Below are 18,928 nucleotides of genomic sequence, written 5' to 3'. Positions count from 1 at the left end.
ACAAACCGGCACAAAACCAAAAAACCACGAACAAAAAGCTCGACACACTGTTGAGTTCTCAAAAGACACCCGCACACCACCACCCACAACCAAGTGAGATCCGGGGCGAGGTTGCTCCAGACTGATCCGGAGCAACTTTCTCATGCTACGTGGTCCGACGTTCGGGGTCAAGCCCGACCGGCCCACATCCGACAAGTCACACCCCTGAGGGAGGCCCTGCCGGAGGGTTCGCCAGGATGGCGCTGACTCTGGGCCGGAGATCCGTCCCGGTCTGTCGTGCTGCCCGCCGTGGCGACATGAACAACATACACCATACCCCTCGAGCAGGGCCAACCGCGGGGGTCCGTTGTTGATGTTCCCGCAGCTCAGAGGGCCTTTCTCAGTTCCGCTCGACGCGGACGCCGGCCATGTTCCGCTTGCCCCGGCGGAGCACGAGCCACCGCCCGTGCAGCAGGTCCGCCTCGTTCGGCTGCCAGGTCTCGTCGACGACCTTCGCGTTGTTCACGTAGGCGCCGCCCTCCTTCACCGTGCGCCGGGCGGCGCCCCGGCTGTCGGCGAGCCCGGTTTCCACGAGCAGATCGACGATCGTCGTCCGCTCGCCGATCCGGACGCCCGCCGTGGGGACCTCGGCCATCGCCGCGTCGAGCGTGCCGAGATCGAGCTCAGCCAGCTCGCCGCGGCCGAACAGGGCCTGGCTGGCCGTGACGACCTGCCTGGTCTGGTGCGCGCCGTGCACCAGGGTCGTGAGCTCCTCGGCCAGCCTCCGCTGCCCGGCGCGCAACTGCGGCCGCTCGACGACGTCCCTCTCCAGCGCCTCGATCTCCTCGACCGGCAGGAACGTGAACAGCCGCAAGTAGCGGCCCACGTCGGCGTCGGCGGCGTTGACGAAGTACTGGTACCACGCGTACGGCGTGGTCAGATCCGGGTCGAGCCAGATGTTGCCGCCCCCGGTGGACTTGCCGAACTTGCGGCCCTCGGAGTCGGTCACCAACGGAGTGGTGAGCGCGTGCACGGTCGCACCCTCCACCTTGCGGACGAGCTCGACCCCACCGATGATGTTGCCCCACTGGTCCGACCCGCCGATCTGAAGCCGGCATCCGTGCTCCCGGTAGAGCCGCACGTAGTCCTGGGACTGCAGCAACAGGTAGCTGAACTCGGTGAACGACATGCCGTCCGCGGCGAGCCTGCGCTTCACCGTCTCCCGGGCCAGCATGACGTTGACCGAGAAGTGTTTGCCGACGTCGCGGAGGAACTGCAGGATGCTCTGACCGCCGGTCCAGTCCAGGTTGTTGACGACCAGGGCCCCGGTCGCCGAGTCGTCGAACTCGACGAACCGCTCCAGCTGTCCCCGGATCCGGGCCGTCCACTCCGCGACCACGTCGGTGGTCTGCAGCGTGCGCTCACCCACATCTCGGGGATCGCCGATCATCCCCGTCGCCCCGCCCGCGAGCACGATCGGACGGGCGCCCGCCCGCTGGAACCGGCGCAGCGTCAGCAGCGGGATGAGGTTTCCCGCGTGCAGGCTGGGAGCGGTCGGATCGAATCCACAGTAGAGCGTCAGCGGCTCCGCCGCGGAGAGGTCCTTGCGCAGCGCGTCGCGATCGGTGCTCTGCGCGATCAGGCCGCGCCACTCCAGCTCATCGAGGATGTGCGTGCTCACGACGTCGATCCTCCCCCAACCGTGCCGGCCGGCCGCGGCGGGCCTCAGCCGTTGCGGACCCGCCCCGGACGATACGGGCTGACCGCGGACGAGCCGTCCAGCCAGAACCGCCACGGCGTCTCCTGCGCGGCCGCCACGCCCACCCGTGGGCCGCGGCGCACCGACCCGGGATCGACGGGCGGGCCCGCGAGCACCCGCACCGGCGAGGTCGGATCGGTCACATCGAGGCCGTTGTGCTCGCGGCGCAGCCCCAGCAGCGACGCCAGCCTCGCCGGTCCGCGGGCCAGGTCGGCGTCGCGCCGCGCCGTCGGGCGGCGGGCCCGAGCGATGGCCACGTCGGAGACCACCTCCCCGGCCCGCAACAGGACCGCTCCCGCCTGACCGTCGGCGAGACACGAGATGTTGACGCAGAAGTGCATGCCGTAGATGAAGTAGACGTACAGGTGCCCGGCCGGGCCGAACATCACGGCGTTGCGCGCGGTGCGGCCGCGGAAGCTGTGCGACGCCGGGTCGTCGGCGCCGCGGTAGGCCTCCACCTCCACCAGCCGCACGGCGACGAGCCCCTCCGGGGTGTCGGCCTCGACCGTGCAACCGAGTAGGCGTTGCGCGGCGGCCACCACGTCGCCGGACAGCTCGGCGCGCTCGATCAGCTCAGCCAGGACCGAGCCTCCGCGATCGTCGCCCGCAGGTCGTCGAGTTGCTCGGCGACCCGCTCCCCCGCCGTCCCGCCGCGCGCGTTGCGCGAGGCGATCGAACCGGAGACGCTCAGCACGCCGCGAACCGCCGGGGTCAGCGCGGGGTGCACCGCCGCGAGCTCGTCGTCGGTCAGCTCGTCGAGCCCGACCCCGCGCGCCTCGGCCGCGCGGACGCAACCGCCCGCCGCCTCATGCGCCACCCGGAACGGGATGCCTTGGCGGACGAGCCATTCGGCGACGTCGGTGGCCAGCGTGAACCCGGCCGGGGCCAGCTCGGCCAGCCGGTCGGTGTGGAAGACCAGCGTGGCGACCATGCCGGCCACGGCGGGCAGCAGCAGCTCCAGCTGTTCGACGGAGTCGAACAGCGGCTCCTTGTCCTCCTGCAGGTCCCGGTTGTAGGCCAGCGGCTGGGCCTTGAGCGTGGCCAGCAGCCCGGTCAGGTTGCCGATCAACCGCCCGGCCTTGCCCCGGGCCAGCTCCGCGATGTCCGGGTTCTTCTTCTGCGGCATGATCGAACTGCCGGTGGAGAAGGCATCGTCCAGGGTGAGGTAGGAGAATTCCGCGGTCGCCCAGATGATCACCTCCTCGGCCAGCCGGGACAGGTCCACCGCGACCATCGCCAGCACGAACGCGGCCTCGGCGGCGAAATCGCGGGCCGCGGTGCCGTCGATCGAGTTCGCCGCCGACGAGTCGAAGCCCAGCTCGGCCGCGATCGCCACCGGGTCCAGGCCCAGCGAGGACCCGGCGAGAGCACCCGACCCGTAGGGCGACACCGCCGCGCGCCGGTCCCAGTCGCGCAGCCGGTCGACGTCGCGCAGCAGGGCGTGGGCGTGCGCCGCGAGATGGTGGGCCAGCAGGACGGGCTGGGCGTGCTGCAGGTGCGTCCGTCCCGGCATCGGGGCGTCCCGATGCGCCGTGGCCTGCCCGACCAGAGCCTCGACGACATCGAGCACACCCGAACCGATCCGCCGGGCCGCATCGCGCAGCCACATCCGGAACAGCGTGGCGACCTGGTCGTTGCGCGAACGTCCGGCCCGCAGCTTTCCGCCCAGGTCGGGCCCGGCCCGCTCGATCAGACCGCGCTCCAGCGCGGTGTGCACGTCCTCGTCGTCCGGCGCCGGGCCGAACACTCCCGCGGCGACGTCCGCCTCCAGCTTGGCGAGCGCATCGAGCATCCCGGCGAGCTCGGCGTCGGTGAGCAGCCCGGCACGGTGCAACACCCGGGCGTGCGCCCGCGAGCCGCGGATGTCATACGGCGCCAGCCGCCAGTCGAAGTGCGTGGACTTGCTGAGGGCGGCCAGCGCGTCGGCCGGCCCGGAGTCGAACCGGCCGCCCCACAGCCCCCCGGACGAGCTCACTGTCCAGCGCTCCGCAGCTGCTGCACCCGGCGCGCGGCGATCTTGCTCGGCAGACCCCACAGCTGCACGAAGCCCTTGGCCAACGACTGGTCGAACTCGTCGCCCTCGTCGTAGGTCGCGAGGTTGAAGTCGTACAGCGAGGCCGCGGAACGGCGTCCGGTCGGCACCGCGCGACCACCGTGCAGCGTCATCCGGATCTCACCGCAGACGTACTCCTGCGTCGTGGCGACGAAGGCGTCCAGGGACTCCTTCAGCGGTGAGAACCACAGCCCGTCGTACACCAGCTCGCTCCAGCGCTGCTCGACGGTCCGCTTGAAGCGGGCCAGGTCGCGCTCGACGGTGACGTTCTCCAACTCCTGGTGCGCAGTGATCAATGCGATGGCGCCCGGCGCCTCGTAGACCTCGCGGCTCTTGATGCCGACCAGCCGGTCCTCGACCATGTCCAGCCGGCCGACCCCCTGCGCCCCCGCCCTGCGGTTGAGCTCCTCGATCGCCTGCAGCACGCTGACGGACCGGCCGTCGATGGCGACGGGGACACCCTTGTCGAAGGTGATGACGACCTCGTCGGCCGCACGTGCCTGCGCCGGGTCGGCGGTGTAGGAGTAGACGTCCTCGATCGGCCCGTTCCAGATGTCCTCGAGGAAACCGGTCTCGACGGCGCGGCCCCAGACGTTCTGGTCGATCGAGTACGGCGACTTCTTGGTGACGTCGATCGGGAGGTGACGCTCCTCGGCCCAGGCGATGGCCTTCTCCCGGGTCCAGGCGAAGTCGCGCACCGGCGCGATGACCTTCAGATCGGGGGCCAGCGCCCCGATCCCCACCTCGAACCGCACCTGGTCGTTGCCCTTGCCGGTGCAGCCGTGCGCGACCGTCGACGCGCCGTGGTACTTCGCCGCCTCGACCAGGTGTTTGACGATCAAGGGCCGGGACAGCGCGGACACCAGCGGATAGCGGTCCATGTAGAGCGCGTTGGCCTGCAGCGCCGGGAGGCAGTACTGCTCGGCGTACTCGGCGCGGGCGTCGGCGACGACCGCCTCGACCGCGCCGCACGCCAATGCGCGCTTGCGGATCTCCTCCAGATCCTCTCCGCCCTGGCCGACGTCCACGGCCACGGCCACCACCTCGGCCCCGGTCTCCTCGGCGATCCAGCCGATGCCCACCGAGGTGTCCAACCCACCCGAGTAGGCCAGTACGACCCGGTCCGTCATTGCGTCCTCCTTCGTCGGACCCATGAGCAGCGCTGTCGGTTGCCCGCGCTCACAGGCGGCGCAGCCGCTCCGCGAGCGCCGCCCCGTCGAGCGGCTCACGGGCGACCACAAAGATCGTGTCGTCGCCGGCGATGGTGCCGACGACGTCGTGCAGGGCGGCCCGGTCCAGCGCGCTAGCCAGATAGTGCGCCGCACCGGGCGGGGTTCGGAGCACGGCAAGGTTCCCACTCGCGTCCGTGGACACGAGCAGCTCCCCCAGCAATCGCGACAGCCGGGCCGTGCCGCCCTCGATGCCGCGGACCGGACTGCCGTCCTCCGGGATGACATAGACCGGGGCGCCGCCGTCGGCTCCGCGCAGCTTGACCGCACCCAGCTCGTCCAGGTCACGGGACAACGTGGCCTGGGTGGTCTCGATCCCCTCGGTTTCCAGCAGGGTGAGCAGCTCGCTCTGGCTGCGCACCGCCCGATGGGTGATGATCTCGACGATCCGCGCCTGCCGGGCCACGCGGCTCGCCGCCCCGTTGCGGGCCGGGCCGTCGGATCGCGAACCCGTCATCGGTCCAGCAGCCAGGCCAGCAACGCCTTCTGCGCGTGCAGGCGGTTCTCCGCCTCGTCCCACACCGCGCTGGCGGGCCCGTCGATCACCTCGTCGGTGATCTCGTCACCGCGGTGCGCCGGCAGGCAGTGCAGCACGATCGCGCCGCTGTTCGCCCTGGCCAGCAGCCCGGCATTGAGCTGGAACGGCCGGAACGGCGCCACCCGATCGAGACCGTCCTGCTCCTGCCCCATCGACACCCAGGTGTCGGTGACCAGCACGTCGGCGCCGTCGACCGCGGCATGCGGGTCGGCGACCAGCTCGACGCCGCCGCCGGTGTCCGCGGCCCGCTTCGCGGCGTCCCGGAGCACCTGCGGGTTCGGGGTGAAGCCGTCCGGGGCGGCCACCCGCACCTGCAGCCCGGCCGTCGCACCCCCGAGCAGCAGCGAATGCGCCATGTTGTTCGCACCGTCGCCGAGGTAGGTCAGGGTGAGCCCGGCCAGCCGGCCGAACCGCTCCCGGATGGTCTGCAGGTCGGCCAGCACCTGGCACGGATGGAACTCGTCGGTGAGCGCGTTGACCACCGGGACCGCCGCCGTCGCCGCCATCTCCTCGATCCGGCGCTGCGGTCCGGTCCGCCACACCACGGCGTCGACGAACCGGGACAGCACGCGGGCGGTGTCGCCGATCGTCTCGCCGCGCCCGAGCTGGCTCGCCGTCCCATCGATGATCAACGGATTGCCGCCGAGCTCGGCGATGCCGACCTCGAACGAGACGCGGGTCCTCGTCGAGGCCTTGTCGAAGATCACCGCCACGGACTTCGGGCCTGCCAGGGGGCGGTGGGCGAACCGGTCGGCCTTCATGGCGTCGGCGAGATCGAGGATCTCGCGCTGCTCGTCGGGGGTGAGATCGTCGTCGCGCAGCAGATGCCTAGCCATCGGCGGCCGCCTCGTCGAGGATGCCCGGGAGCGCGGCGGTGAACTCCTCGGCCTGCGCACCGGTGAGCACCAGCGGCGGTGCGAGCCGCACCCGGTCCGGCACGGCGTTGTTCACCAGGAACCCCCGGTCACGGGCGGTGGCGGCGACCGCAGCCGACACCGGCTTGGTCAGCCCGATGCCGATGTGCAGCCCGATCCCACTGAGCCCCGCGACGAGTGGGTGGCCCAGCGCCTCGATCGCGGTGATGATCTCGTTGCCGACCTGCGTGACGTGGGCCAGCAGCCCGTCGTCGGCGATCGTGCGCAGCACCGCGAGTGCGGCCGCGCAGGTCACCGGGTTGCCGCCGAACGTCGTGCCGTGCTGGCCCGGTTCCAGCAGCGACCCGGCCGCGCCGATCCCGATGCAGGCGCCGATGGGCAGCCCGCCGCCCAGTCCCTTGGCCAGCGTGACGATGTCCGGGACGATCCCGGCCGCCTGGTGGGCGAACCATGCGCCCGTGCGCCCGATGCCGGTCTGGATCTCGTCCAGGACCAGCAGCGCGCCCCGCGCGGCGGTGATCTCCCTGGCCGCGGCCAGGTAGCCCGGCGGCGGCACGATCACGCCGGCCTCCCCGAGGATGGGCTCGAGGAACACCGCCGCGGTCTGCTCGGTGACCGCCTCGTCGAGGGCCTCGACGTCACCGAACGGCACATGCGTCACGCCCGGGACGAGCGGTTCGAACGGGGCCCGCTTGCCCGGCTGGCCGGTGAGCGCCAACGCGCCCATGGTGCGGCCGTGGAACGCGTCCTCGCAGGCGACCACGTGCGGTCGCCCCGTCCGGCGGGCGATCTTGAACGCGGCCTCGTTGGCCTCGGTGCCGGAGTTGCACAACAGCACCCGCGCGTCCGGCGCCGCCAGCAGCTCGACCAGCTTCTCGGCCAACGCCAGCGGCGGCTCGGTGATGTAGAGGTTCGAGGTGTGGCCCAGCGTCGAGATCTGGCCGGTGACGGCCTCGACCACCGCCGGGTGCGCGTGGCCGAGCGCGTTCACCGCGATCCCGCCGAGCAGGTCCAGGTAGCGACGGCCGTCGGCATCCCAGACCTCGGCGCCGCGGCCGCGCACCAGCGCCAGCGGCGGGACGCCGTAGTTGTTCATCATCGCGGCCTGCCACCGCGCCGGGTACGTCACGGGACCACCATCGTTCCGACTCCCTCGGAGGTGAAGACCTCGAGCAGCACCGAATGCGGCATCCGCCCGTCGATCACATGTGCCTGGCCGACCCCACCGCGCACCGCCCGCAAGCAGGCCTCCATCTTCGGTGCCATCCCGCTTTCCAGCTCCGGGAGCATGAGCTCGAGCTGGTCGGCGGTCAGCTCGCTGATCACCGATTCGGGGTCGGGATAGTTCGCGTACAGACCCTCGACATCGGTGAGCACCACCAGCTTCGCGGCGTCGAGGGCACCCGCCAGCGCGGCGGCCGCGCTGTCGGCGTTGATGTTGTAGACAGTGCCGTCGAGGTCCGGGGCGACCCCGGCGACGACCGGGATGCGCCCGGCGCGCACGATATCGAGCACCGCGTCGGGGTTGACCGTGACGACGTCGCCGACCAGACCGATGTCGACCTGCTCGCCGCCGACCAGCGCGGTGCGCTTCTCCGCGGTGAACAGATGCGCGTCCTCGCCGGAGAGCCCGACCGCATACGGCCCGTGCTGGTTGATCAGCCCGACCAGCTCACGGCCGACCTGTCCGACCAGGACCATCCGGATCACGTCGATGGTCTCCGGGGTGGTGACCCGAAGCCCGCCGCGAAACTCGCCGGGCAGCCCGAGCCGATCGAGCATCGCGGTGATCTGTGGGCCGCCGCCGTGCACCACGACGGGCCGGATCCCGGCCAGCCGCAGGAACACCATGTCCTGCGCGAACGCCTGCTTGAGCTCGTCGTCGATCATCGCGTTGCCGCCGTACTTGACGACGACGACCTTGGAGTGGAAGCGCTGCAGCCAGGGCAGCGCCTCGGCGAGCACGCCCGCCTTCTCGCTCGCCCGCTTGAGCCGCTGGGCGGCGGCGTCCTTCGGCCCGCCGTCACGAGGGGTAGGCACTGTTCTCCTCCACGTAGGCGTGCGAGAGATCGGTCGTGCGAATCTCCGCGGTTCCACCACCGAGGCCGAGACCGATCGCGATCAGGACGTCCGGGCCGGACAGGTCGGCGTCGGTCCGGCCGCCCGCCGCGACCCCGCCGCGGCACAGCTCGACACCGTTGATCGCGATGTCGATCCGGTCCGGCTCGACCGCGGCGTCGGAGTAGCCGACGGCGGCGGCGATCCGGCCCCAGTTGGCATCGGCGCCGAAGATCGCCGTCTTGACCAGGCTGTCGCGCGCCACGGTCCGGGCGACCGTCACCGCGTCGTCCTCACTGGCCGCGCCGCTGACCCGCACGGTGATCCGCTTGGTCACCCCCTCGGCGTCGGCCTGCATCTGCCCCGCGAGATCGATGCAGACCTCCCGCAGCACGGCCGTGAACGCCTCGGGCTCGGGCGTCACGCCCGACGCGCCGGAGGACAACAGCAACACGGTGTCGTTGGTGGACATCGAGCCGTCGATGTCCAGTCGGTCGAAACTGACCCGCACAGCCGCCCGCAGGGCGGGTTCGAGCAGCACCGGGTCGAGCACGGCGTCGGTGGTGAGCACGGCGAGCATCGTGGCCATCGACGGCGCGATCATGCCCGAGCCCTTGGTGAGCCCGCCGATGCTCCAGCCCGCCGGGTCGGTGCGCGCGGCCTGCTTGGCGACGGTGTCGGTGGTCATGATCGCGGTGGCGGCGGCCAGGGCCGCCTGCGCACTCGTGTCCAGCGCGGCGACGGCCTTCTCCACCCCGGCCAGGACCGCCTCGCGCGGCAGCTGCGCCCCGATCAAGCCGGTCGAGCACACCGCGACCTCGATCGGCCCGCAGCCCAGTAGCTGCGCGGCCTTCTCGGCGGTGGCGTGCGCGGTCTGAAAGCCCTCGGGGCCGGTGCACGCGTTGGCTCCGCCGGAGTTGAGCACCACCGCTCGCAGCCGGCCGGTGGTCAGTACCTGCTTCGACCACAGCACGGGCGCGGCCTTGACCTTGTTGCGGGTGAACACCCCCGCCGCGCCGTACTCCGGCCCGTCGTTGACGACGAGCGCGAGGTCGGGCTTGCCGTTCGCTTTGATCCCCGCGGCGAGCCCGGCCGCCCGGAAGCCCTTGGGCGTCGTGACCGTCATGAGCCGGCCTCCACGAAGGTGAACAGGTCGGCGGTCACGGAGCCACCCCGGTGAACGGCAGGCCCGCGGTCTCGGGCAGGCCCAGCGCGAGGTTCATGCACTGCACCGCACCGCCCGAGGTGCCCTTGGTGAGATTGTCGATCGCGGCGATCGCGATCATGCGGCCGGCGTCCGCGTCAACCGTGACCTGCAGGTGCACGGTGTTCGAGCCGAGGGTGGCCGCCGTGGTGGGCCAGGTGCCTTCCGGCAGCAGATGCACGAACGGCTCGTCGGCGTAGGCCTTGGCGTAGGCCTCGCGCACGGCGGCGGCGTCGCCGGACAGCGGCGCGGAGCAGGAGGCGAGGATGCCCCGCGGCAGCGGCGCCAGCACCGGCGTGAAACTCACGGTGACCGGTGTCCCGCACGCCTTCGAGAGGTTCTGCGCGATCTCGGGGGTGTGCCGGTGCACGCCGCCGACCCCGTAGGCCGACAGTGACCCCATGACCTCGGCGCCCAGCAGGTGCGGCTTGAGCGCGCGGCCCGCACCGGAGGTCCCGGTGACCGCCGTGATGACCACCTCCGGGCCGGCCAGGCCCGCGGCGAGCGCCGGGAACAGCGCCAGGCTTGCCGCCGTCGGGTAGCAACCGGGGACGGCGACCCGCCTGGCCCCGCGCAGCGCGTCGCGGGCGCCGGGTAGTTCGGGCAGCCCGTACGGCCAGTGCCCCGCGTGCGCGCCGCCGTACCAGCGCTCCCAGGCCGCGGCGTCGACCAGCCGGTGGTCGGCACCACAGTCGATCACGAGGGTCCCGTCGCCGAGCTCGGCGGCCAGCTCGGCGGAGGTGCCGTGGGGCAGCGCCAGAAAGACCACGTCGTGCCCGGCTAGCACCTCCGAGGTCGTTTCCTGCAGCACTCGATCGGCCAGCGGGAGCAGGTGGGGCTGGTGTTCACCCAGCCGCGTCCCTGCGTTTCCGCCGGCGGTCAGCGCACCGATCTCGACGTCGGGGTGCGCGAGCAGCAGCCGCAACAGCTCGCCCCCCACATACCCGCTCGCCCCTGCCACCGCCACCTGGACCATATGGATGACTATGCATGAGAGCGAGAAAAAATGCAAACATGCAGGGGTGCTGCTGCCTGCGCGAGCCGCGAGGCGGTCCTGCAAGCCTGCGACGGCCCCTAGGCTCGGCCGTATGGCGACGAGGCGAACAACCGCGCGACCGGAGGCACGCATTCCGCCGGCGGCGCGACGAGCGCGACCGGCATGATCGACGACACCGGCCGGAACGCGATGGGGCGCGACGCGGCGGAACGTCTGGCCTTCTTCTCCGACGCCGTCGTCGCGATCGCGATCACGTTGCTGGCGATCGACCTGCCCGTCCCGACCGGAGACTCGACCCCCGAGTTCCTCGCCGCGCTGCGCGCCGATCCCTTCGACTACCTCGCCTTCCTCATCAGCTTCGTGGTGATCGGCAGCCACTGGCGGTCCCACCACCGGGTGTTCGGCTTCGTCGAGCGCATCGATCGTCGGCTGGTGACGCTCAACCTGAGCTGGCTGCTGCTCATCGTGCTCAACCCGTTCCTCACCAAGGTCATCGGGGAGGGCCGGCTCACCGCCGTCCGCTTCGGGATCTACGCGTTCGCCCAGGCGCTGCTCCTGGCGCTGTTCGGGCTGATGATCGCCCGGCTCGCGCGGCGCGCGATGTTCGTCGAGGGCACACCCGCGAGCCTGACTCGGCACGGCTGGCTCGAGTCGCTGTCCGCCGCGGCCGGATTCCTCGTCTCGATCCCGCTGTTCCCGCTGATGCACGGGTGGGCCTTCGCGCTGTGGGCGGTGGTGCCGTTCGCCCTCGGGCAGCTCAGGGCGCTGGGCAGGAACAGCTCACCCGACCGTGCGCACGGTGGCTGACACACCGTGGACCAGGCGCTCGGCGCCGAGGCCGCCGGCACCGCGCCGACGGTGGCCTCGCTATGCCGCGACGGCGCCGAGCCGGTAGGTCGTGCCGCTGCTGCCCTGAACCCACGCCTCCGGCAGCGCCGCGGCCAGCGCATGCTGCGCGCGCCACCCGGTGCAATGCCCCGGGACGACGAGGTCGGGAGCCATGGTCGTCAGTGCCTCGATCGTCGGCGGGATGATCGGCTCGAAGAACGGCCCACCGAGATGCAACCCGCCCACCAGCGCGTGCAGCCGATCCACCCCGGTGAGCCGCTGCGCGTGCCGGACGATGTTCACCGCCCCGGCGTGGCCGCAGCCGGTGAGCACCACCAGCCCGCGGTCACGGACGTGCACGACCAAGGCCTGGTCGTCGATCACCAGCGGGTCGTGCTCCCATCCCGATCCGGACCAGGCCTGGTGCGCGGGCGGCATCCCGCGCTCGAACTCCGTGGTCCGGTCCACCTCGCCGGTGATCAGGACACAGCCGTCGACCAGCAGCGAGGGATGACGCCGTTCGACGACCTCGAACCCCTCGCCGGTCAGCGCCCGCTTGCTCAGTGTCGGCAGCTCGAACATCTCCTGGCCGGGGACCGCGAGCCGCCGCCGGGTCCACACCAGCGGGTGCACGACCATCGGCAGGGTGCGGGCGCCGCGGCGGCCGGCCAGCCCGGCGAGCCCCCCGGCGTGATCGAAATGTCCGTGGCTGAGCACGACGCCGTGGATCTCGCTCAGGTCCACGCCGAGCCGGTCGGCGTTGGTGACCATCGCCTCCGGCGACAGCCCGGTGTCGAACAACAGCGTCGTCGTGGCGTCGCCGCGGCGCACCCGGACGAGCGCGGCGAAACCGTGCTCGGCGACGAGCCCGACCGCCGTCTTCCCGTCCTCGAACTGGGGTGCGGCGACACGACCGGCGTCGAACCCGGCACGGCGGATGCGTTCGTCGCCGGGCAGCAGCGCGTCGTAGACGTTGTCGACCAGCGTCGTGACCGTCACCTCGTCGACCGGCTCGAGCGCGATCGGGTCCACCGCGGGGCCGGGGGCGGGACGCGGGGTCGCGGCAACGACCTCCGCGGCATCGGGAACGGCATCGCACATGTCGCCACGGTAGCGAGCCTCCGCCCTGGTCAACGAGGGCCGTGAGTGCGTAACAGTGTTAGAACACTGTTACGCACTCACGGTCAGCGCTGGACTGCGCCGAAGCGTTCGACGGCGACGGCGACGGCCGCGTCGCGGACGGCGTTGGCCTCCTCGCTGGTCAGCGTCCGGTCATCGGCGCGCAGCCGCAGCGAGAACGCCAGCGACCGGCGCCCCGCCTCGACCTGCTCACCGGTGTAGACGTCGAACAACCGGACCTGTTCGATCAGCTCGCCGCCGCCGTCGACCAGTGCTTCGGCCACCTCGGCGGCCGGCACGTCCACGGTGAGCTCCAGCGCGACGTCGACCGAGATCGGCGGGTACGGCGACACCCGCGGCACCGGACGGGACTCGGTCAGCGGGATCGCATCGAGATCCAGCTCCATGGCAACGGTGCGCGGCGGCAACCCGAGCGCGTCGACGACCTTGGGATGCAGCTCACCGGCATGGCCGACGACCCAGTCGCCGACCCGCAGCGCCGCGCACCGGCCCGGGTGGAACGGCGCCAGCTCGGCCTTGGTCACCCGCAGCTCGACCCCGCATGCCCGGCCGACCAGCCGGCCGGCCTCCACCGCATCCGCCCATCCCGCCGGACGCCCCGGTCCCCACCAGCCACGCGGCTCGCGGTCCCCGGCCAGCACCACGCCGACATGCACGGGCTGCGCCGGCAGCGCGGCCTGAACCTGTGCCAGCTCCGCGTCGCTCGGCCGTCGCGTCACCCCCACCTCGGGCATCGCGACCGGCTCCGCATGCGGCAGCACGACCTGCCCGATGTGGTAGAGCGCCACGTCCTCCAGACCCCGCGCCCGGTTGCGCACCAACGCATCCAGCAGCCCTGGCAGCAGCGTCGTGGCGAGCCGTCCGCGGTCGGTGTCGATCGGGTTGAGCACCGCCACGGTGCGCCGGCGCGCGTCGTCGGCGGCGAGCCCGAAGCTGTCCCACACGTCGTCGCCGACGAACGGGAACGGCAGGACCTCGACGTGCCCGCTCTCGGCCAGCGCCCGGGACACCGCCCGCCGCCGCTGCTGCGCCGCGGTCAACCCACGGCCCGCGGGCGCGGCGGGCAGGACCGACGGAATCGCGTCGTAGCCCTCGAGCCGGAGCACCTCCTCGACCAGGTCGGCGGGCGCGGCGAGATCGGGCCGCCACGAGGGCGGGGTCGTCACGACGACCGCCTTGCCGTCGTCCCCGGTCTCCAGCTCCACCGTGGCGCCGATCTGCCGAAGCCTGCGCACGGTCGCGCCGCGCTCGTAACGGACCCCCGCGGTGCGGTCGGGCAGATCGAGCCGCATCCGCACCGGCGACGGCTGCGGCGCGGCACCGACATCGGTCCGGCCGGGCTCGATCGTGCCGCCGCCGTGCTCGACGAGCAGCGCCGCCGCGCGTTCCGCCGCGATCGGCGGCAGGTGCGGATCGACGGCCCGCTCGAACCGCTTCGAGGCCTCGCTGGGCAGCTTGTGGCGGCGGGCGGCGCGCGCGATCGTCGCCGGTTCGAAGTGGGCTGCCTCGATGAGCACGTCGACCCTGCTGCCGGGCTCGTGCGTCTCGGGGATCTCCGTCGAGGCCCCGCCCATCACGCCGGCCAGCGCGATCGGCCCCGAGTCGTCGGTGATGAGCAGGTCGTCGGGATCGAGCACGCGTTCGACGTCGTCGAGCGTGCGCAGCTTCTCCCCCGCCACCGCGCGCCGCACGACGATCTCCCCGGTCAGCCGGGTCGCGTCGAAGGCGTGCAACGGCTGGCCGAGCTCGAGCATCACGTAGTTGGTCACGTCGACGGTCAGCGAGATCGGCCGCATCCCCGCCGCGAGCAGCCTGCGCTGCATCCACCACGGGGTGGGTGCGGCCGGGTCCACCCCGGACACCCGGCGGGCGACGTACCGCGGACAGCCCGTCCGGTCGTCGATGCGCACCGGCCAGGACGGGTGGTCGGTGCGCGGCACCTCGACCCGGGCGGCCGGGTCGGCGAAGTCCGGGGCCTCGACGTCGAACGAGGCCGCCAGCTCGCGGGCCAGCCCGCGGATGGCGAAGCAGTAACCCCGGTCCGGGGTGACCGCGAGCTCGATCACCGCGTCGTCGATGCCCAGCAGCGGCCGCGCGTCGGTACCCGGCTCGGCGGTCCACGGCGGCAGCACGAGGATGCCCGCGTGCTCGGTCCCGATGCCCAGCTCCCGCGCGGAGGCGATCATGCCGTCGGAGATGCGGCCGTAGGTCGTGCGCGCCGAGATCGCGAAGCCGCCGGGCAGCACGGAGCCGGGCAGTGCGACGACGACGAGATCACCCGCGACGAAGTTGCGGGCCCCGCAGACGATGCCGCGCACGCCGCCGTTCGCGGCCCCGACCTCGACCAGGCAGAACCGGATGGGCTTTTTGAACTCGGTGAGCTCTTCGATCTCCTGGACGCGGCCGACGACCAGCGGACCGGTCAGCTCCGGACCGCGGTGGACCTGCTCGACCTCCAGCCCGACCCGCACGAACGCCTCGGCGATCTCGTCCGGGTCGGTCGAGGGCAGGTCGAGGTGGTCAGCCACCCAGGACACGGGAACGCGCACGCCAACTCCTCTTCTGCGCAGCCGGTCAGGCGCCGAAGGCGCGGCTGAACCGGACGTCGCCCTCGACCATGTCGCGCATGTCGGGCAGGCCGTTGCGGAACTGCAGGGTACGTTCCAGCCCCATGCCGAACGCGAAACCCGAGTAGACGCCGGGGTCGACACCGCAGGCGCGCAGCACGTTCGGGTTGACCATGCCGCAGCCGCCCCACTCGACCCAGCCCGCACCGCCCTTGCGCTCCGGGAACCACACGTCCACCTCCGCGGACGGCTCGGTGAAGGGAAAGAACGACGGCCGCAGCCGGGTCCGCGACGTGGCGCCGAACATCGCCCGGGCGAACGCGTCGAGGGTTCCCTTCAGATGCGCCATCGTGATGCCCTTGTCGACGGCGAGGCCCTCCACCTGGTGGAACACCGGAGTGTGGGTGGCGTCGAGCTCGTCGGTGCGAAACGTGCGCCCCGGGCACACGACGTACACCGGCAGCTCCCGGTCCAGCAGCGCACGCACCTGCACGGGCGAGGTGTGGGTGCGCAGCACCATCCCGGAGTCCTGCCCCGGGGTCCCGGCCGCCGTTCCGGCCAGGTAGAAGGTGTCCTGCATGGTCCGTGCGGGGTGGTCCTTGCCGAAGTTCAACGCGTCGAAGTTGAGCCAGGACGCCTCGACCTCGGGGCCCTCGGCCACCTCGTAGCCCATCGCGACGAACACGTCGGCGATCCGGTCGGCGATCTGGCTGATGGGATGCCTGGCCCCCCTGGGGCGCCGGTCCCACGGCAGCGTGACGTCGACGGACTCCTCGGCCAGGACCCGGGCGTCGCGCTCGGCGACGAGTTCCTCGCGGCGGGCGTCGAACGCCTGCTGGACCCGTGTCCGGGCGGCGTTCACCCGTCGTCCGGCGTCGGCCCGCTGCGGGCCGGGCAGCGCTCCCAGCGCGCGGCGGGCCAGCTGCAGCGGGGCCTTGTCACCCAGGTGGGCGGGCTTGACCGCGGTCAGCGCGGCGAGGTCGGTGGCCTCCGCGAGAGCCTCCTCCGCGGCGACGACAGCGCGGTCCAGCGACCGCGGGTCCAGCAGGTCGGGTGTTTCGGTCATCGCCTCAGCGGGCCTTCACCTTCGTGTCGGTCGGGTTGGTGGAGATCGTAGAGCGCCGGGCGGCGGCGCTCGCGTACAGGCAGATGGCCGCGGCGGCGGCAAGGTTCAGGCTCTCCGCCCGGCCATAGATCGGGATCCGGATGCGATGGTCGGCTCGTTCGCCGATGGTCGCCGGGAGGCCGTGCGCCTCACCACCGAATATCCACGCCGCGGGCCGGGCGAGCAGGTCGGCGGCGGCGGGTTCGTGCAGGTCGAGTTCGCCTCGGGCGTCGGCGGCCAGCAGGGTCAGCCCGGCCTCCCGGCACGCGGACAGAACGGCCGGCGCGTCCCGGTCCCGGGCGATCGGCAGGTGGAACAGACTGCCGGTGGAGGCCCGCACGGACTTCGGGTTGTGCGGGTCCACGGTGTCACCCGCGAAGAGCACGGCGTCGGCGCCCGCGGCGTCGGCCGCCCGCGTCACGGTTCCCGCGTTTCCCGGGTCGGCGATCCCGGCCAGCACCACGACCAGCCCCGGAGCCCGGCCCAACGCGGCCCGCAGCGGGACGTCGAGCAGGTCGCAGACGGCGACGAGGCCCTGCGGGGTGACGGTGTCCGACAGGCTCGCCGCCGCACCGTCGGTGATCTCGCTGATCCGCGCGCCCGTGGCGGCGGCTTGCTCAAGGAGGTCGCCGTTGCGGGCCGCGGCGCCCGGGGTGAGGAACAGCTCGCGCACGGTCCGGCCCGATGCGAGCGCCTCGCGGACCGCCTGGGCCCCCTCGACGAGGAAGCGACCGGCCCGTTCACGACCCGCGCGCCGCAACAGCTTCCGAGCCGTCACGACGCGCGGGGTTCGCTCTGATGCGAGCACAGTGGGCATTCGACCGGAGCCGGTCAGGCAGCGGTCCCGTCCTGGGCTGCCTGGCTGGGCACGTTGGCCTTGGCGAGCTCCGCGAGCGCGGCGAACGCGGCGGGATCGGAGACCGCGAGCTCGGCGAGGTTCTTGCGGTCGACCTCCACACCAGCCGCCTTGAGGCCCTGGATGAAGCGGTTGTAGGTGATGCCGTTGCTGCGGGCGGCGGCGTTGATGCGGGTGATCCACAGCTGCCGGAAGTCGCCCTTGCGGGCGCGACGGTCCCGGTAGGCGTAGTTCAGCGAGTGGAGCATCTGCTCCTTCGCCTTGCGGTACAGCCGGGAACGCTGCCCGCGGTAGCCGCTCGCCAGCTCGAGGGTGGTCCGGCGCTTCTTGTGCGCGTTGACCGCGCGCTTCACGCGTGCCATGGCAGTGATCCTGTCTCTCGTGCGGCCGCGTCGGGTCGATCACCGACCGGCCGGGGTCAGCGGGTGGGAAAGGCTCAGCGTCCGAGCAACTTCTTCACGCGCTTGACGTCCGCCTTCGCCACCGGGACGGTGCCGGACAGATCGCGCTTCTCCTTGCTGGACTTCACCTCGAGGCGGTGTCGCAGGCCGGTCTGCTGGCGGCGGAGCTTGCCAGTGCCGGTGATCCGGACCCGCTTCGCGGTCCCGCTGTGGGTCTTGTTCTTGGGCATGACTGATCCGTTCGTGTCGTGCGATGCGATCCGGGCTGGGGAACCCGGCTCAGGCCTGCTGATCCTGGGCAGGAGCCGCCGGCCGTGGTTTGGCCGCCTTCTTGTTGGGAGCGAGCACCATCGTCATGTTGCGACCGTCCTGCTTCGGTGCGGCTTCGACCGTACCCAGCTCCGCAACGTCGTCGGCGAGCCGCTGCAGAAGCCGGAACCCGAGTTCGGGCCGGGACTGCTCGCGGCCACGGAACATGATCGTGACCTTGACCTTGTTGCCACCCTCGAGGAAGCGCACCACGTTGCGCTTCTTCGTCTCGTAGTCGTGGGTGTCGATCTTCGGCCGGAGCTTCTGCTCCTTGATCACCGTGAGCTGCTGGTTGCGACGGGATTCGCGGGCCTTCTGCGCGCTCTCGTACTTGAACTTGCCGTAGTCCATGAGCTTGCAGACCGGTGGGCGGGCCGCCGCGGCGACCTCGACGAGGTCGAGCTCGGCCTCCTGGGCCAGCCGCAGTGCGTCCTCGATACGCACGATGCCGACCTGCTCGCCGTTCGGGCCGACGAGTCGGACCTCGGGAACGCGGATGCGGTCGTTGATGCGCGTCTCAGTGCTGATGGGGTCTCCTCGTATAGACGTCGGACTTCGGCGACGACAAGCGAGACCCAGTGATACGACGTCGAGGCGCCGCCTCGACGTCGGACCGGACCCGGCCGCCGGACAGCGGCTTCGGGTGGGAGCGGGCTCCACTTGATCGCCCTGACGTAGCAAACAACGCACGACAGGGTGGTCGCATTCCGCAGAGTACACGACCGGCGGCCACGTTCGCGCGGCCGAGGCATCCACACGCCGGATGGTGGCCGTGGCCGCCGCTCACCGGCCCGGTAGCCGCCCTCCGCTCAGCGCTCCACCCACCCGTCGACGCTCCACGGCCCGCCGCGTCTGGAACCGGTGTCGGGCGTGTTCCCGGCCGCTCGCACACGATGGAGTATCTGCCCGGGGTCGGGCGGCGGCCCAAGTACTGCGGGCAGACCGTGGTCGGGGTGCCGTACAGCCGCCACACCGCCTACCGGCCCAACCACGGGCTGGCCACGCTGCCAGCCCCGACCCCGAGGCCACA

18 protein-coding genes are annotated in these 18,928 nt (G+C 72.0%); 1 reads left to right on the top strand and 17 read right to left on the bottom strand.

All coding sequences use genetic code 11. The annotated features are described in order from the left end of the window. Positions 1–379: 379 nt before the first annotated feature. Genes tyrS through argC form a run of 10 tightly spaced genes read right to left on the bottom strand, consistent with a single transcriptional unit; the run spans position 380 to position 10,671 of the window. Positions 380–1,660: a tyrosine--tRNA ligase gene (tyrS, locus tag ACFQE5_RS02725; protein WP_379582361.1), complete on the bottom strand. Its 1,281-nt coding sequence runs from the start codon at positions 1,658–1,660 to the stop codon at positions 380–382. Between the two features lie 44 nt (positions 1,661–1,704). Beyond that, a complete protein-coding gene (locus ACFQE5_RS02720) occupies positions 1,705–2,307 on the bottom strand; it encodes a DNA-3-methyladenine glycosylase (RefSeq protein WP_379582373.1) in 603 nt (200 codons plus the stop codon). After that, complete coding sequence (gene argH, locus ACFQE5_RS02715) at positions 2,307–3,713, bottom strand: argininosuccinate lyase (RefSeq protein ID WP_379582359.1); 1,407 nt, start codon at positions 3,711–3,713, stop codon at positions 2,307–2,309. The genes ACFQE5_RS02720 and argH overlap by 1 nt, the downstream gene beginning before the upstream one ends. Beyond that, complete coding sequence (locus ACFQE5_RS02710; RefSeq protein WP_379582357.1) at positions 3,710–4,921, bottom strand: argininosuccinate synthase; 1,212 nt, start codon at positions 4,919–4,921, stop codon at positions 3,710–3,712. The genes argH and ACFQE5_RS02710 overlap by 4 nt, the downstream gene beginning before the upstream one ends. A gap of 49 nt (positions 4,922–4,970) precedes the next feature. Beyond that, positions 4,971–5,477: an arginine repressor gene (locus ACFQE5_RS02705; protein WP_379582355.1), complete on the bottom strand. Its 507-nt coding sequence runs from the start codon at positions 5,475–5,477 to the stop codon at positions 4,971–4,973. Beyond that, positions 5,474–6,394, bottom strand: coding sequence for an ornithine carbamoyltransferase (argF, locus tag ACFQE5_RS02700; RefSeq protein WP_379582353.1), 921 nt, complete (start codon positions 6,392–6,394; stop codon positions 5,474–5,476). Before argF ends, ACFQE5_RS02705 begins: the two co-directional genes overlap by 4 nt. Further along, complete coding sequence (locus ACFQE5_RS02695; RefSeq protein WP_379582371.1) at positions 6,387–7,532, bottom strand: acetylornithine transaminase; 1,146 nt, start codon at positions 7,530–7,532, stop codon at positions 6,387–6,389. The genes argF and ACFQE5_RS02695 overlap by 8 nt, the downstream gene beginning before the upstream one ends. A 26-nt stretch (positions 7,533–7,558) precedes the next feature. Next, a complete protein-coding gene (gene argB, locus ACFQE5_RS02690; RefSeq protein WP_379582351.1) occupies positions 7,559–8,473 on the bottom strand; it encodes an acetylglutamate kinase in 915 nt (304 codons plus the stop codon). Next, complete coding sequence (gene argJ / locus ACFQE5_RS02685) at positions 8,457–9,617, bottom strand: bifunctional glutamate N-acetyltransferase/amino-acid acetyltransferase ArgJ (RefSeq protein ID WP_379582349.1); 1,161 nt, start codon at positions 9,615–9,617, stop codon at positions 8,457–8,459. Before argJ ends, argB begins: the two co-directional genes overlap by 17 nt. 34 nt (positions 9,618–9,651) lie before the next feature. After that, positions 9,652–10,671: an N-acetyl-gamma-glutamyl-phosphate reductase gene (gene argC / locus ACFQE5_RS02680; protein ID WP_379582347.1), complete on the bottom strand. Its 1,020-nt coding sequence runs from the start codon at positions 10,669–10,671 to the stop codon at positions 9,652–9,654. A gap of 183 nt (positions 10,672–10,854) precedes the next feature. Between argC and ACFQE5_RS02675 the strand changes: the two genes are divergently transcribed. Then, on the top strand, positions 10,855–11,499 hold the full coding sequence (locus ACFQE5_RS02675; protein ID WP_379582345.1) for a TMEM175 family protein: 645 nt from the start codon (positions 10,855–10,857) through the stop codon (positions 11,497–11,499). Between the two features lie 60 nt (positions 11,500–11,559). Here the strand turns inward: ACFQE5_RS02675 and ACFQE5_RS02670 are convergent, their stop codons facing one another. The 7 genes from ACFQE5_RS02670 to infC form a co-directional block, all read right to left on the bottom strand. Next, complete coding sequence (locus tag ACFQE5_RS02670; protein ID WP_379582343.1) at positions 11,560–12,621, bottom strand: MBL fold metallo-hydrolase; 1,062 nt, start codon at positions 12,619–12,621, stop codon at positions 11,560–11,562. 83 nt (positions 12,622–12,704) lie between these two features. Continuing rightward, positions 12,705–15,209, bottom strand: coding sequence for a phenylalanine--tRNA ligase subunit beta (gene pheT, locus ACFQE5_RS02665; protein WP_379582341.1), 2,505 nt, complete (start codon positions 15,207–15,209; stop codon positions 12,705–12,707). Positions 15,210–15,234: 25 nt separating this feature from the next. Continuing rightward, positions 15,235–16,293, bottom strand: a complete 1,059-nt coding sequence (pheS, locus tag ACFQE5_RS02660; protein WP_379582339.1) for a phenylalanine--tRNA ligase subunit alpha — start codon at positions 16,291–16,293, stop codon at positions 15,235–15,237. 4 nt (positions 16,294–16,297) lie between these two features. Further along, a complete protein-coding gene (locus ACFQE5_RS02655) occupies positions 16,298–17,149 on the bottom strand; it encodes a TrmH family RNA methyltransferase (protein WP_379582337.1) in 852 nt (283 codons plus the stop codon). A gap of 14 nt (positions 17,150–17,163) precedes the next feature. Further along, on the bottom strand, positions 17,164–17,550 hold the full coding sequence (rplT, locus tag ACFQE5_RS02650; RefSeq protein ID WP_379582335.1) for a 50S ribosomal protein L20: 387 nt from the start codon (positions 17,548–17,550) through the stop codon (positions 17,164–17,166). A 74-nt stretch (positions 17,551–17,624) separates the two neighbouring features. Beyond that, positions 17,625–17,819, bottom strand: coding sequence for a 50S ribosomal protein L35 (gene rpmI / locus ACFQE5_RS02645; protein ID WP_379582333.1), 195 nt, complete (start codon positions 17,817–17,819; stop codon positions 17,625–17,627). A 49-nt stretch (positions 17,820–17,868) separates the two neighbouring features. Continuing rightward, on the bottom strand, positions 17,869–18,477 hold the full coding sequence (infC, locus tag ACFQE5_RS02640; RefSeq protein ID WP_379582369.1) for a translation initiation factor IF-3: 609 nt from the start codon (positions 18,475–18,477) through the stop codon (positions 17,869–17,871). Positions 18,478–18,928: the final 451 nt, after the last annotated feature.

It is taken from the genome of Pseudonocardia hispaniensis, from assembly GCF_042658695.1.
In the GTDB taxonomy this organism is placed as follows: Bacteria; Actinomycetota; Actinomycetes; order Mycobacteriales; family Pseudonocardiaceae; genus Pseudonocardia; species Pseudonocardia hispaniensis.
The sequence above is the reverse complement of the archived record's forward strand: the minus strand, read 5'-3'. Positions and strand labels throughout refer to the sequence as shown.

Coding starts and splice junctions, on each gene's coding strand:
- ACFQE5_RS02705 (WP_379582355.1), bottom strand. CDS start 5,477: ATGACGGGTTCGCGATCCGACGGCCCGGCCCGCAACGGGGCGGCGAGC.
- ACFQE5_RS02670 (WP_379582343.1), bottom strand. CDS start 12,621: ATGTGCGATGCCGTTCCCGATGCCGCGGAGGTCGTTGCCGCGACCCCG.
- ACFQE5_RS02675 (WP_379582345.1), top strand. CDS start 10,855: ATGATCGACGACACCGGCCGGAACGCGATGGGGCGCGACGCGGCGGAA.
- ACFQE5_RS02655 (WP_379582337.1), bottom strand. CDS start 17,149: ATGCCCACTGTGCTCGCATCAGAGCGAACCCCGCGCGTCGTGACGGCT.
- rpmI (WP_379582333.1), bottom strand. CDS start 17,819: ATGCCCAAGAACAAGACCCACAGCGGGACCGCGAAGCGGGTCCGGATC.
- argJ (WP_379582349.1), bottom strand. CDS start 9,617: ATGACGGTCACGACGCCCAAGGGCTTCCGGGCGGCCGGGCTCGCCGCG.
- argF (WP_379582353.1), bottom strand. CDS start 6,394: ATGGCTAGGCATCTGCTGCGCGACGACGATCTCACCCCCGACGAGCAG.
- ACFQE5_RS02695 (WP_379582371.1), bottom strand. CDS start 7,532: ATGATGAACAACTACGGCGTCCCGCCGCTGGCGCTGGTGCGCGGCCGC.
- rplT (WP_379582335.1), bottom strand. CDS start 17,550: ATGGCACGCGTGAAGCGCGCGGTCAACGCGCACAAGAAGCGCCGGACC.
- pheS (WP_379582339.1), bottom strand. CDS start 16,293: ATGACCGAAACACCCGACCTGCTGGACCCGCGGTCGCTGGACCGCGCT.
- ACFQE5_RS02710 (WP_379582357.1), bottom strand. CDS start 4,921: ATGACGGACCGGGTCGTACTGGCCTACTCGGGTGGGTTGGACACCTCG.
- argC (WP_379582347.1), bottom strand. CDS start 10,671: ATGGTCCAGGTGGCGGTGGCAGGGGCGAGCGGGTATGTGGGGGGCGAG.